The sequence below is a fragment of the Acinetobacter sp. 1424608 genome, assembly GCF_000588255.1.
Classification (GTDB): domain Bacteria; phylum Pseudomonadota; class Gammaproteobacteria; order Pseudomonadales; family Moraxellaceae; genus Acinetobacter; species Acinetobacter nosocomialis.
The window spans coordinates 40,252-54,118 of sequence record NZ_JFXL01000010.1 but is presented as its reverse complement, the minus strand read 5'-3'; the positions used below and the strand labels follow the sequence as shown (position 1 = coordinate 54,118).

14 protein-coding genes are annotated in these 13,867 nt (G+C 39.9%); 7 read left to right on the top strand and 7 right to left on the bottom strand.

Annotation, left to right across the window (positions count from 1 at the left end; translation table 11 throughout):
* Nucleotides 1-6: 6 nt before the first annotated feature.
* From J678_RS14905 to coaE, 3 genes are read left to right on the top strand one after another with little or no spacing between them, the layout of a single operon-like run.
* On the top strand, nt 7-1,233 hold the full coding sequence (locus J678_RS14905) for a type II secretion system F family protein (RefSeq protein ID WP_004710832.1): 1,227 nt from the start codon (nt 7-9) through the stop codon (nt 1,231-1,233).
* On the top strand, nt 1,233-2,093 hold the full coding sequence (locus tag J678_RS23945) for a prepilin peptidase (RefSeq protein WP_022575844.1): 861 nt from the start codon (nt 1,233-1,235) through the stop codon (nt 2,091-2,093). Before J678_RS14905 ends, J678_RS23945 begins: the two co-directional genes overlap by 1 nt.
* Nucleotide 2,094: 1 nt before the next feature.
* The gene (coaE, locus tag J678_RS14895) at nt 2,095-2,691 is read left to right on the top strand and encodes a dephospho-CoA kinase (RefSeq protein ID WP_031955877.1); all 597 of its coding nucleotides are present in this window, start codon (nt 2,095-2,097) and stop codon (nt 2,689-2,691) included.
* Here the strand turns inward: coaE and J678_RS14890 are convergent.
* The 4 genes from J678_RS14890 to J678_RS14875 form a co-directional block, all read right to left on the bottom strand.
* Nucleotides 2,688-3,602, bottom strand: coding sequence for a DMT family transporter (locus tag J678_RS14890; RefSeq protein WP_032027376.1), 915 nt, complete (start codon nt 3,600-3,602; stop codon nt 2,688-2,690). The genes coaE and J678_RS14890 overlap by 4 nt on opposite strands.
* Before the next feature lie 35 nt (nt 3,603-3,637).
* On the bottom strand, nt 3,638-4,387 hold the full coding sequence (gene rlmB / locus J678_RS14885) for a 23S rRNA (guanosine(2251)-2'-O)-methyltransferase RlmB (protein ID WP_002156969.1): 750 nt from the start codon (nt 4,385-4,387) through the stop codon (nt 3,638-3,640).
* Nucleotides 4,388-4,488: 101 nt separating this feature from the next.
* Entirely contained in the window at nt 4,489-4,815 is a 327-nt protein-coding gene (locus tag J678_RS14880) for a pyrimidine/purine nucleoside phosphorylase (protein WP_000099685.1), read from the bottom strand.
* A gap of 76 nt (nt 4,816-4,891) precedes the next feature.
* Nucleotides 4,892-6,202, bottom strand: coding sequence for a tetratricopeptide repeat protein (locus tag J678_RS14875; protein WP_032027375.1), 1,311 nt, complete (start codon nt 6,200-6,202; stop codon nt 4,892-4,894).
* Between the two features lie 114 nt (nt 6,203-6,316).
* Here J678_RS14875 and recN point away from each other — a divergent pair, with 114 nt between their 5' ends.
* The 3 genes from recN to ruvX all read left to right on the top strand — a co-directional run bounded on the left by recN (nt 6,317) and on the right by ruvX (nt 9,105).
* The gene (gene recN / locus J678_RS14870) at nt 6,317-7,984 is read left to right on the top strand and encodes a DNA repair protein RecN (RefSeq protein WP_031955875.1); all 1,668 of its coding nucleotides are present in this window, start codon (nt 6,317-6,319) and stop codon (nt 7,982-7,984) included.
* 126 nt (nt 7,985-8,110) lie between these two features.
* Nucleotides 8,111-8,665, top strand: coding sequence for a YqgE/AlgH family protein (locus J678_RS14865; RefSeq protein WP_001979301.1), 555 nt, complete (start codon nt 8,111-8,113; stop codon nt 8,663-8,665).
* Nucleotides 8,665-9,105 (top strand): Holliday junction resolvase RuvX, encoded by a 441-nt coding sequence (ruvX, locus tag J678_RS14860; RefSeq protein ID WP_000127528.1) that lies wholly within the window; start codon nt 8,665-8,667, stop codon nt 9,103-9,105. The genes J678_RS14865 and ruvX overlap by 1 nt, the downstream gene beginning before the upstream one ends.
* Nucleotides 9,106-9,163: 58 nt before the next feature.
* Here the strand turns inward: ruvX and J678_RS14855 are convergent, their stop codons facing one another.
* The 3 genes from J678_RS14855 to J678_RS14845 are packed head-to-tail and all read right to left on the bottom strand — an operon-like array spanning nt 9,164 to nt 12,503.
* Nucleotides 9,164-10,165 (bottom strand): HlyD family secretion protein, encoded by a 1,002-nt coding sequence (locus tag J678_RS14855; RefSeq protein WP_002156989.1) that lies wholly within the window; start codon nt 10,163-10,165, stop codon nt 9,164-9,166.
* A 39-nt stretch (nt 10,166-10,204) separates the two neighbouring features.
* Nucleotides 10,205-10,411, bottom strand: a complete 207-nt coding sequence (locus tag J678_RS14850; RefSeq protein WP_002157017.1) for a DUF1656 domain-containing protein — start codon at nt 10,409-10,411, stop codon at nt 10,205-10,207.
* Nucleotides 10,404-12,503, bottom strand: coding sequence for an FUSC family protein (locus tag J678_RS14845; RefSeq protein ID WP_031955874.1), 2,100 nt, complete (start codon nt 12,501-12,503; stop codon nt 10,404-10,406). Before J678_RS14845 ends, J678_RS14850 begins: the two co-directional genes overlap by 8 nt.
* A gap of 494 nt (nt 12,504-12,997) precedes the next feature.
* Between J678_RS14845 and J678_RS14840 the strand changes: the two genes are divergently transcribed.
* Nucleotides 12,998-13,771, top strand: a complete 774-nt coding sequence (locus tag J678_RS14840) for an IclR family transcriptional regulator (protein WP_004883565.1) — start codon at nt 12,998-13,000, stop codon at nt 13,769-13,771.
* The last annotated feature ends 96 nt before the right edge of the window (nt 13,772-13,867 follow it).

Genomic DNA, 13,867 nt, shown 5'->3' with positions numbered 1-13,867 from the left:
AATCTAATGGCTGTCAAAAAGGCACAAATGATGCCGACTTTTGCTTATGAAGGGGTTGACCGTAAGGGCGTAAAAATTAAAGGAGAACTTCCGGCTAAAAATATGGCTTTAGCCAAAGTAACCTTACGCAAACAAGGGGTGACTGTTCGAACTATACGTGAAAAACGTAAAAATATTCTTGAAGGTTTATTTAAGAAAAAAGTCACTACACTCGATATTACGATTTTTACCCGACAACTTGCAACCATGATGAAAGCTGGTGTACCGCTGGTACAAGGCTTTGAAATTGTAGCAGAAGGTTTAGAAAACCCTGCCATGCGAGAGGTTGTCCTCGGTATTAAAAGTGAAGTTGAAGGGGGTAGTACCTTTGCCTCAGCTTTAAAAAAGTACCCTCAACATTTTGATAACTTGTTTTGTTCACTTGTTGAATCTGGTGAACAGTCAGGTGCACTCGAAACGATGTTGGACCGCGTTGCAATTTATAAAGAAAAAAGTGAGTTGCTCAAGCAAAAAATCAAGAAAGCAATGAAATACCCTGCAACAGTTATTGTGGTAGCCATTGTGGTGACTATTATTTTGATGGTTAAAGTAGTCCCCGTTTTCCAAGATTTATTTGCTTCTTTCGGCGCAGAATTACCAGCATTTACACAAATGGTCGTGAATATGTCGAAATGGATGCAGGAATACTGGTTCATTATGATTATTGCGATTGGTGTATTTATTGCTGCGTTTTTAGAAGCAAAAAAACGTAGTAAAAAGTTTCGTGATGGCTTAGATAAACTGGCGCTTAAGTTACCTATTTTCGGAGATCTGGTTTATAAAGCAATTATTGCCCGTTATAGCCGCACGCTTGCTACAACATTTGCAGCAGGTGTTCCGCTTATTGATGCACTAGAGTCGACTGCAGGCGCAACAAATAATGTCATTTATGAGCAAGCTGTGATGAAAATTCGTGAAGATGTGGCAACCGGTCAACAACTTCAATTTGCTATGCGAGTATCTAATCGTTTTCCATCTATGGCTATACAAATGGTTGCAATTGGTGAAGAATCGGGTGCACTAGACAGCATGCTCGATAAAGTTGCCACTTACTATGAAAATGAAGTGGATAATGCCGTTGATGGTTTAACTTCTATGATGGAACCTTTAATTATGGCAATTTTAGGGGTACTCGTAGGCGGTCTGGTAATTGCTATGTATCTTCCAATTTTCCAAATGGGCTCAGTTGTATAATGCAAGACATCATTGCTTATTTTATTCAAAACTTAACTGCACTTTATATTGCTGTTGCACTCGTGAGCCTATGTATCGGTAGCTTTCTGAATGTAGTGATTTACCGCACGCCAAGAATGATGGAGCAAGATTGGCAGCAAGAATGCCAAATGTTACTCAATCCTGAGCAACCCATTATTGATCATGAGAAGCTAACTTTAAGTAAGCCTGCTTCATCATGCCCTGCATGCCATCAACCCATCCGTTGGTATCAAAATATCCCACTCATAAGCTGGCTAGTGTTAAGAGGAAAATGTGGTCATTGCCAGCACCCGATTAGCATTCGCTATCCAGCCATCGAACTACTTACCATGCTATGTTCATTGGTGGTGGTTATGGTGTTTGGTCCAACCATACAAATGCTTTTTGGACTCGTCCTCACATGGGTATTGATAGCACTTACCTTTATTGATTTCGATACACAATTATTGCCTGATCGCTTTACCCTACCTTTAGCTGCGCTTGGTTTAGGCATTAACACCTTTAATATCTACACCTCACCCAACTCGGCCATTTGGGGTTACCTCATTGGTTTTCTATGTCTTTGGATTGTCTATTACTTATTTAAAGTAATTACTGGCAAAGAAGGTATGGGCTATGGCGACTTTAAGTTACTTGCAGCATTGGGCGCATGGATGGGGCCATTGATGCTACCGTTAATTGTGTTATTGTCGTCTTTATTGGGTGCAATCATTGGCATCATCTTATTAAAGTTAAGAAATGACAATCAGCCTTTTGCGTTTGGGCCATATATTGCCATTGCAGGTTGGGTTGCCTTTTTATGGGGTGATCAGATTATGAAAATTTATTTGGGAGGTTAAGATGGCTTTTATTCTGGGAATCACAGGTGGTATAGGCAGTGGTAAATCAGCTGCAACACAATGGTTTGAATCCCAAGGAATCCAAGTCGTCGATGCCGATATTGTTGCTCGCGAAGTAGTTGAAAAGGGCCAACCTGCCCTTCAAAAAATTCAGCAAACTTTTGGAGACTGGGTGCTTCAACCCGATGGCAGTTTAGACCGTCGTGCCTTACGTGAATATATTTTTCAAAATCCACAAGCGCGTCATACACTCGAGCAAATTACCCACCCTGCAATCCGTCAATCTATTATTCAACAGCTACAAAATCCTAAAAGTCCTTATGTAATTTTAGTTTCGCCATTATTGTTTGAAACAAATCAACATGAACTGGTCAATCACACGCTACTAATTGATGCGAGTGAACAAACTCAAATTCAGCGTGCAAGCCAGCGCGATGGGCAAAACCAAGAACAAATCCAAAAAATTATTGCTGCACAAATGCCACGCGAACGAAAACGTGAGCTTGCCAATGACATCGTGTTTAACGACGGATTACTCGAACATTTATATCAGCAATTAGAGTCTTTACATCAAAGCTATTTGAAGCGTACAAACTAATTTTGTGTATTTTGCTGCTTAATCTTTTGTGTCAGGCTATCTTGTCTAAACCAGCGCCAAGGCTGTAAAGCGCCTATCCCCATACCTACCAAGCCCACAACAATTGATGGGCTTAATGATTCACCAAGTAAAGGTACAGCTAAAATAGCTGCAATAAACGGTGCCAAAGTTACAATACTTCCCGTTTTAAAAGCACCAAGACGTTGAATAGCAGCAACATAAGTCAACGTTGCAATAATAACGACAAATACGCCATGAAAAATGCCTTGTACAGCCAAATGTACAGGATCTACATCCATAAAATGTTTAGGTAAGAATAATAGGTAAATCGGCAAATAAATAATTGCAGACCAAATCGCGACGCTTGCCATAGAATGCCAGGCAGAGAGTTTCCACTGTTTAAGTAGTACAGTAAAAATTCCCCACCAAATTGCACTGATAAACAGAAGTAAATCGCCAATTCCAAAAGCAGAGGTACTACTTTGTAGCATTAATGCACTCATGAGGGCCAAGGCAGTGATCATAATTGCCAGACTCACCCATGTATGTTTATCAAATGGTTGTCTAAATAGAATATAGGCAGCTATAGCTGTACAGATGGGGATACAACCATTTAAAAATATTGCGGCATGTGCAGCTGGCGCATAAAGAAACGCAGTATAGACGGTGAGACAATAGATGACTCCACCAATGAGCGCCAAAATAACCGCATGCTTACTCCATAAAAAAGCGAGATCTTTTTTATAAATTAAGATAGGCATCAAAATGAGGAAAGCAATAGCGAAGCGCAGTGCAGCAATATCCCAAGCACTGATGTGCCATTGTGCATTTAAACGGGCAAAAAGCGTAACCCCGCCCCAAATGCACATGGTCACCAATACAAAAAAATAACCTTGCTTACGGGGAGACATATTTAGACTGCTTTAAAACGAGAAAGGCAGCTAAATTATACCTCAGAACGCTGACGGCAAGCCTCATAAAGTGCCATACCTGTTGCCACACTCACATTTAGGCTCTGTAAATTCCCAGACATCGGGATATAAACTTTATGATCACACTGTGCCTGAGTAATTGGACGTAAACCTGTGTCTTCTGCACCCATAACAATGACAACTGGGCCAGAGAAATCACATTTTTGAATAGGCAAAGCACTTTCATCAAGCATTGTACCAATCACACGTACGTGAGTTGTCTCTTTAAGATGCGCTAAAGTACGCGCTAAGTTTGTTACTTGAATAAATTTAACTTTTTCGGCCCCACCCGCTGCGACTTTGCGAGCAGTTGGAGTTAAGCTTGCTGAGCGATCACGAGGAACAATGACTGCTTGAACACCCATTGCAGCGGCTGTACGAATACAAGCCCCTAAGTTATGCGGGTCTGTCACCTGATCTAATGCCAGCAATAAGGCATCTGGAGTTTCAGCCAAAATCTGATCGAGATCTTTTTCATTTAACGTCGGATGCGGACGTACTGCTGCAACTACACCTTGGTGGAATGGTAAGCCTGCAAGCTTCTCAAGACTTTCACGGCTTGCTTTTTGTACGCTAATTCCAAAAGGCTCAGCCAATTGCAAAATCTTTTGTAAACGTTGATCATCGCGCCCCTTCAATGTAAACAAGGTCAGCACGCGCTCCGGCTCAAGTTCTAACAATGACTCCACTGAGTGAACGCCATAATAATATTCCGGTTTTGCCATGCATGACCTCTAACAACGTTTGAGCAAAAAATAAAAATCCTGCAAAGCCAACTTCACAGGATTTCTTTGGGCATAGTGTACCCGATTTAAACAGGAATTTCTTAGCCTTCTAAATGGCAAACATAATCGAGTACTTCATCAGTCTCGATTTTAAAAACGCTATTGCCTGGTACATAAAATGATTGACCAGCGCGGAACAATTCACTTTCATTGCTATCTGCAATTTTAACGCGACATTCACCTGAAATAATTTCCATACGCTCAGGAACATGTGTTTCAAATGTTAAAGGCTGCTCAGTCGGCAAAATAACACCTAATGTTTTTTTCGTTCCATCTTCAAATTGCACGGTATGGCTGATACATGCTCCACCAAAATAAACATTTGATTTTTTGATGACCGTTACATGATCAAATTGGGTTGAACTCATGCACACTCTCCAGATAATGCCGCATTTATATAAATTATGATGAATGTAGTTTAATTGTGCCTAAATAACTAATCAATCAGTTTTCATACGGATAGACTTGTAATTTCCACTGCTGTAACTGAATTTTTTTAGCAAAAGCGTGGGGTAAATTTACTTCAATATTTCGACTCTTCGACACTATTGCATCATATCTGCAAACTTCATCGTGATTTTCATCGAATACAACCCAATAAACTTTCTCTGCAGTTGGGTGTGTCACAGCAGTTGTAACCACTGGTGAACCATTATCCATGCCAACATGAAAATTGTCTGGGTCATTTTGCATTGAAGCTGACTCATAAGCCGGAAAATCGACACCATTTTCATCAAATTGCTGGCTGTCATGCACAAGCACACTTTGTTTTAAAGTCGGCCAAACACGATAACGAAGATAATGCTGATCTATGACCCGATTGCCCGGATACTTTCCAGTGGCGACATAATCTCTGACATGTGCTTCAATATTATGAAAAATACCTGAGCAACCACCCCACATTCCCGCCAAAATTAATTCAGTGTGAGAATAGCTATCCCTCATTAAATGAAACCATTGATCACTCTTGAGCCAAGCATCGACAGCAGCTTTTTCACGATAAGACACGATAGAGTCAGCATCCCGTATCAAAAATCGTTTAACTAGTGGATCATCCATGACTAAAAAGCGCCAAAATAAACCAGATAACTGTTTTTGAGTGGGGCTGACATGTACTACTTGGGCACCATTTGCTTGTAAACGTTTCTGTACAAGTTCAGGAACGGTATCATCTATATAGAACCGACACGTCCATTCCGGATAAATTTCTTGCGCTAACTTAGTATTTAAAATTGAAGTTTCACAGTAACGCGGATTTGCTCCAAATAAAGAAAAAGCAATAATGTTTTCTTGAGGATTGGGACTAAATGGTACAGGTTTATGCGGGGGTATATTTAAAGCAGGCTCATTCTTTGTGAGTTCTTTTTTTGTTGAAATGGCTAAACGCCCAAATTTGATTTTTTCTTCTTTTTTATTTAAATGATGACAAACTTCGGTTAAGCCATCATATAAATTTGTATTAACGTTGGAACCACTTGCTTTAATAGCTTGCATATAATGTTGATATGCATCGTCATAACGGCGTAACCGCAGCTCAGTATAAGCTAAATCAGATAGTGCTCCAGAATGCTGTGGCACTAGATTTACCGCTTTTTTTACATGCTGATAAGCTTTGGCATAATCACCTTGTGCAGCAGCCTGTTTAAATGCATTAAAATGCTGACTTAAAATTTTATTCATTTCAGCAGGATTTGTTTTTTTATGGCGGTTCATCATCCCTATTGGTGCTTTCGGTAAGCTTAATGTTTTTTTCATTGTAAAGTTCCGCAATCTTGCTGTTCTATAATTTCATTTAGAATAATAGATCACTTGTAGCAAATTCAAAACTTCTCTATCTTTAACCCATAATTTGGCGCGTTGGATGCGTTTATGCTCACACATTTAACTTTAATCAATTTTGCATTAGCTGATCATTTAGCTATTGATATAGAACAAGGATTTAATGTTCTAACAGGTGAGACAGGTGCCGGAAAATCATTATTACTGGATGCACTCTCTGCCTGCTTAGGGGAACGTACAGATACAAATTATGTCCGCTATGGTTCGGACAAAGCGGATGTAACCGCAGTTTTTACTTATCAGAACAATAGCCCTGAGGCAAAATGGTTACAAGACCATGAGCTAGATGATGATTCTGGGGAAATTCATTTACGTCGGGTTATTTTCGCAACTGGTCGTAGTAAAGCATGGGTGAATGGCCGCCCAAGTAGCCTCTCTGAGCTTAAAGAATTGGGGCGCCTATTGGTTCAATTATATAGCCAGCACAGCCAGCAACAGCTTCTTGAACCACCTTATCCAAAGCATTGGTTAGACCGTTATAACAATTTTTATGCTGAAGCGAATGATGTCCGCGAAGCTTATAGCACATGGCAACGCACGATTCGTTTACACCAAGCAGCCTTAGATGCTCAAGCAACTCGTCTACAACGTATTGCGACCTTAGAGCTGCAAATCGAAGAACTTGAGGAAGTCATTCAGACCGATTACAAAGAAATCGAGCAAGAGTTTGATCGTCTCAGTCATCATGAACATATCATGCAAGATTGTAGCTATAGTTTGAATGCGCTTGATGAAGCTGAACAAAACATTACTCAAGAAATGTCATCGATCATTCGCCGACTAGAATCTCATGCTGGACGTAGTGAACAGCTTTCTGAAATTTATAATTCTTTACTTAATGCTCAAAGTGAAATTGATGATGCAACATCAAATTTACGTCAGTTTATTGACCGTCAGAGCTTTGACCCTGAACGGATGGAAGAACTGAATTCCAAATTGGAAGTTTTCCATCGCCTTGCTCGTAAATACCGTACTCAGCCAGAGACGCTGAAAGAAGAGTACGAAACATGGCAAAATGAGCTTGAACAGTTGCATCAACTTGAAGACCCAGAGACTCTGGCAGAACAAGTAGAAAAGTCACATCAAGAGTTCTTAGAAAAAGCCCAGCATTTAGACAATATTCGTCGTGAAGCTGCTATCCCACTTGCCAAACAGTTAACCGAGCAGGTTAAGCCTTTGGCACTACCTGAAGCACACTTTGAGTTTAAATTTGAGCCATTAGAGCAACCAAGTGCAGAAGGCTTAAGCTTTATTCAACTTTTATTTACTGCCAACAAAGGCATACCACCACAACCATTGGCGCGTGTGGCATCGGGTGGTGAGCTTTCACGTATTGCACTCGTCATGCAAGTGATGAATGCTGAAAAGACCGAAGCAGAAGTTTTGGTATTTGACGAGATTGATGTCGGGATTAGTGGCGGCACGGCTGAAGTGGTTGGACGATTACTTGCCGATTTGGCTCAGCATGTCCAACTGCTATGTATTACTCACCAAGCGCAGGTCGCTGCACAATCTGATCAACATTTGTTAGTTAAAAAACAGCAAACAGATCCGGCAAGCAGCACCATCGTACAACTCGATGAAAATCAGATTATTTATGAACTAGCACGTATGTCAGGTGGGGTTGAAATTAATGAAACGACCTTGCAGCATGCTAAACAATTACGCCAACTTAAATTTCAGGCTTCTTCAAATTAATAAAGAAAATGAGAGAAAAAGATTGGCGAAATCCGATTAACTCTTGTATGTTGATAAAAAGAACCTATATACATAAAAAGGGTCGAGAGACCCTATAGCGACATTTTTTGAGGGAGAACCGCTTAGGTGACCAAACAATACATGACTCACCGTTGTCTGATTGCCCCGCCAGAAATGGCAGATGACTTTTTTGCAAATACTGTAATTTATCTTGCCCGCCATGACGAAGAAGGTGCTCAAGGTATTATTATCAATCGCCCTGCTGGTATCCAAATTAAAGAACTACTCAATGATTTAGACATTGATGCAGACAATGTAAATCCGCATGAGGTTTTACAAGGTGGACCTTTACGCCCTGAAGCAGGCTTTGTCCTTCATACTGGTCAACCAACATGGCACTCCTCTATTGCTGTCGGTGAAAATGTCTGTATTACCACCAGTAAAGATATTCTCGATGCAATTGCACATAACGAAGGTGTTGGTCGCTACCAAATCGCCCTCGGTTATGCGAGTTGGGGTAAAAACCAGCTAGAAGATGAAATTGCTCGTGGTGACTGGCTCATTTGTGATGCCGACATGGATCTGATTTTTAACTTGCCGTACGATGACCGTTGGGATGCAGCCTATAAAAAAATTGGTGTAGATCGTACATGGCTGGCTTCTGAAATCGGACATGCTTAATGACTGCAACACAATCAAAATCAATTATGGCTTTTGACTTTGGCACTCAAAAAATGGGAATGGCAATCGGCCAATCTGCAATTGAAAGTGCTAATCCGTTGCCATTATTTGTGATGAAAGATGGGATTCCCAACTGGGACCAACTTTTAAAAATTGTCAAAGAATGGCAACCTGATTTGTTCATTGTCGGTCTTCCATTAAATATGGATGATAGCGAATCAGAGCTTTCTACACGTGCACGTAAGTTTGCACGCCGTTTACGCCATCAAACCAATATTGAAACATGGATGGTCGATGAACGACTCACCACCCGTGAAGCAAGAGAAGAACTTGGTTTTTATCAAGAACAAGGCCGTGCAAAGAAATTATCAGCAGATAGTTTTGCCGCAGCCTTGCTGATTCAAAGCTGGTATCGCAATCCAGTTGGTTTAACACCATAAAAAATAAAAAAGCATGTTTTACACATGCTTTTTTATTGGGTTTAAAAACTTCAATTTTTTATTTTTCAATAATATGTACTGTAGCAGTACGACCAGAAACAAAAGCCAGCTCGTTTTTTGGTGCTTCATCTAACACAATTTTTACAGGTACACGCTGTGCTAAACGAACCCAGCTAAACGTCGGATTTACGTTTGCAAGCAATTTAGAACTACTTGAACGCTCACGATCTTCAATACCCGATGCAATACCTTGCACATGGCCTTTAATTTTCTGACTGTCACCCATTAATTGCACACTTGCTTGATCGCCAATATGAATGCGGTCTAATTTTGTTTCTTCAAAATATCCCACCACATAAAGTTGTTTACGATCCAGCAATGCTGCCACCGCTTGACCAACTTGGACATAGTTACCAGGGCGCAAATCAAAGTTAGAGAGTGTTCCATCTGCCGGTGCAACAACAGCGGCACGGTGCATATTGAGTTCTGCTAAATGTAAGTTACTTGTTGCTGCTTCAACCAATGCCTGTTGCTGTTTAATAGTGGCTTCAGCTTGTTGAATAGCTGCTTGGAGTTGCTCATGTTCCGCATGTGATTGATCGCGAGTTGCAAAGACCTGATCTTGTTCTTGTTTAGAAATCGCGCCATCCATTAAGTTTGAATAACGGTTTGCGTTTTTCTCGGCTAACTTAATGTTAGTGCTCGACTTAATCAAGTTTGCTTTGGCTTGTGCTAAACCTGCTTGTGCCTGAGCATATGCCGCTTTTGCTTTTGCCAAATCAGACTTTGCTTGCTCTACATCTAAAGCTCGGCGAGAGACATCAATTTTAAAAAGCACCTGACCTTTTTTGACAGTCTGGTTATCTTGAACCAATACTTCCGTTACAAGTCCTGCTACATCTGAGGAGACTTGAATAACGTCACCACGAACTCGGCCATCACGTGTCCACGGCGCTGCATTATAGTAGTTCCATAAATGCACAATGGTATAGACCGCAATCATTAATGCGACAATCAAAATCACTGGACGGATGACTTTTTTCAACTCCAATTGATTCATTTTACTCACCTAACTCAATCTTTAATCTGGCAATCATCTTTAAGCACCTAACCCAACAAAAATTTGGTGTATCACCAAAAGTAGTAAAAGGTAAAAACACAAATTGAAAATGCTGGGTAGTGCAATCCAGCCTTGTGCAATCCATTTGTTAGTTAAAGGACTTAACAAGCGGAAACATATATATGCAAATAAGGCTTGGACGAGCAAAGCAGGCAGGTAAATACCGTAGACATTAAACTCACCCATGCGCTGTGGCTCCTGTAAGCGTACGATCTGCATTCATTTGGTTTGATGAAACATGACACATGCTATAAGCAATATTATTTAGCGAAATAAATAATCTTTGACGCAAAGTCATATCTTCAATATGTGAAGCAAGTTGTTTAAGTTCAAACAAGGTCTGATGAATGTGCTGTACCAATACATCACTTTCATCTTTTTCATTTTCTTTGGCTCTAAACAGCTCATCTAAATCTTGTTGCAAACGGCCAATGTGATGAGCTAGTTCTGAAGATGGCTGAAATTGATTTGCTAACTCTTGAAGTCGGCTTAAATCGACAATCGCACTTGATTCAACCAATGCTTGATGAATCGATTTTTTAATCTCTTCTGACTGAACCATTTTGGTATTTAAAACACCAACACGGTCTAACATCGCCCGCAAATGAACTTTGAATTCAATGCCATAAGGTATATAAATCGCTTGACGCATCGCGCGATAATGTAAAGCTAAAATACGGTTTGCACTGGTATCGGGTGACATGGCTCGTACCACATCTATAACAATGAGAGACACCAATACGCCCATAACCATACCAAATGAGCTGTCTAGGTAAGACACTGCATCCATGCTGTAAGCATTGTGCAAGTTCAGACCCATCATGGTGTTAATACCCAGCACCATTCCCACTGGCATGAGCGCTTGATTCGCCATCATAGAAACCGCAAATAAGAACATCGGCAACAAAACGAGTCCAAGTTCCCAAAATGTTGTGACATGAGGAAAAACACCAAAAGCATAAATAAACACTAAAACAGCCGATGCCACACTGCCCCATATAAAAATACGCAAGACAGGAACAGGGTTATCTAAGGCCGTTAAAATACAAGCAGTTACTGCACCAATCTGTGCCATCATAAATCCAGCTTTCCAGCCAGAGAGAATCCACACACCAGTCACAATAAATGTAATGAGTACCGCACTAATACCGCCTCTGACTGCCACACCATGATCTCGGTGCAAACTTGGATATTTAGTCGTCATTGGGGTAATGCTATCTGGAATCTCTTTATTGCCCTGCTTAATGCGTTGCCATAAAACTTTTACAGCTAGAACATTACTAATGAAATGGCGCACATCCATTTTCATGGCAGCCAATAGCACTTGTTGATGTTCAGAAGCCGAGTCATTTAAGTTCAAAAAATCATTTTCAAACTCGTCAGGCAACTGCAAAACATTTTCATCAGTCATCTGGTCTTTCTGTTCAAGAAAATGAATCACATGACCTGAAAGCTGCTTTAATTTGACTGAATGACTTTCAATAAAATTGAGTTCTTGCAGTTGTTTAATTCGTTCAGATAAGGCAACCAAGTTCGCAACTACCATCGACATTTGGTGGAGCATTTCTTGCAAAGGTTTGGTCATGCCATGTAACTCACCTTTTTCATAGCTCAAGTGAACTGCCAGAGCATGAATATCGGTCGTATCACGAGTAATCGCAGCCAAAAGCTGTGTATTGTTTTGCTGTTGATCTGCATTTAACAAATTAGCAAATAGGTTTTCTGTATCTTTGAGTGTCTTAGTTACACGCTGTTTGATTGCCGAACCAATATGCATGGGCAAAATAGTTGCAGACACAACCGCACTCGAAATTACCCCAATTGAAATCTCGAGTACACGCGCCAAAGCAATATCAAAAATATTGTACTGATCAATATATGTAATCGCGTTATATGCAATCATTGCAGTTGAATAACCCGCCAACATAAATGCATAACTGCGAGGTGTCCGGTCGAGTAAGGATACATAAAGCGCAAAGCCCACCCATAGTGACAACACAACCGTAAATATCCACGGCGTATTAATCAAGTGAGGTGTTATTGTTAATGCAACAATGGCACCACCCACCGTACCTAAAACACGATAGACACACTTAGACGACACCATACCCGAATAAGGGTTGGCGATAATCAGGACGGTACCGATCGACCACATTGGATTAATCAGGTCTAATTCAAACGAAACAAATAATGCCAACATGCCGGCAATAAATGTCTTTATTGCAAAAATTAGATCCAGCTTACTCGGGCGGAAAGCCAGTATTTGCTTTAATAACATGAACTCATCTCAAATACAGATTTGAACTGATGAGCATGCTCATCAGTGTCCATTTGCCTTTTAAAAAGACAACACGACTTTGTCATTTGCCTTATAGACAAATGAGTTAATGAGAGCATCCTTCAATACAATGATTTTTCCTACATCTCTGCATGATGTACCGAGATGATTTCAGTTTGGCCGCTATTTATACGACCAAGCTTAGGAAAGGAGAGACATCGAAAAAGTCGGCAGAGTAAACCAATTTCTCGATTAGATATTTTGCTGCACAATTTTTTCAAAATAAAGTGATTTAGTCAACTAAAATATCTTTATTTGATAATTTGATATGTTTTTAGTTAATCATATATGATGTGTGAATCAAGAGAACTTTTCTGATTCTGAGCGTAAAATATTTAAATCAGGTAGTTATCTTGGAATTGAGACAAAGCTTCAATTTTTCTGTTATAAGAACTCAAGTGTGACCCGTTTATTAAGGATACGAATAAGACATCATGGCAATTTCAAGTTTTGGCAAAATTTTAACCGTACTGGATTTATTTTCAGTTTCACGACCAGTGATTAATGTCGATATTATTTGCGAAGAACTTGGCTTGTCTAAACCGACCAGCTATCGTTATCTGAAAGAACTCGTATCAGCCGACTTATTAAAACGTATTAATGGTACTTCTGGCGATTACACTTTAGGCTCAAAAATAGCAGTTCTTGACTATGTATCCAGAACAACCGATCCATTAGTTCAAATCAGTACGCCGTTTATGCGCAACATTGTTGAACGCACTGAACTTTGCTGTTTACTCACCTATTTAAATGATGACTACTGTATTGATATTCATCATGAAATCTTCAAAGATACAGAGTTACTTTCATATGGCCGAGGTTGCCCGCGTCCGATCTATGTTGGAGCATCACCAAAAACAATGGTGTCACATTTAAGTAAACAGCGCATGCATGACTATTATCAACGTTTTCAACATGAGCTGTCTGAATCAGGTTTTGCTCTGGATGAACCAAGCTTTATCCAACGCATGCGTAAAATAAAGAAACAAGGCTTCTATTTCTCACAAGGTGAGATTGATCCTAATGTTTCAGGGCTTGCTGTACCCGTTCGTTTTTCAAGTAAAGAAGTTCCATTAGCTTTAACACTAGTCGCATCAAAAAATCGCTTTGATTTTTTAAATATTGAAAAACTCATTGAAATTTTGCAAGAAAATGCTGCATTAATAGAACAGCGCTTTATGGAACTTTCCGAAAAAGGCGAGATCTAAAATAATATTTTTGATAATTTAAAGTTTTCTTACACTTTGAAGCATTGAAAATATCTAAATATTCTCATATTATGATTTTAGCACCTATTGATGATT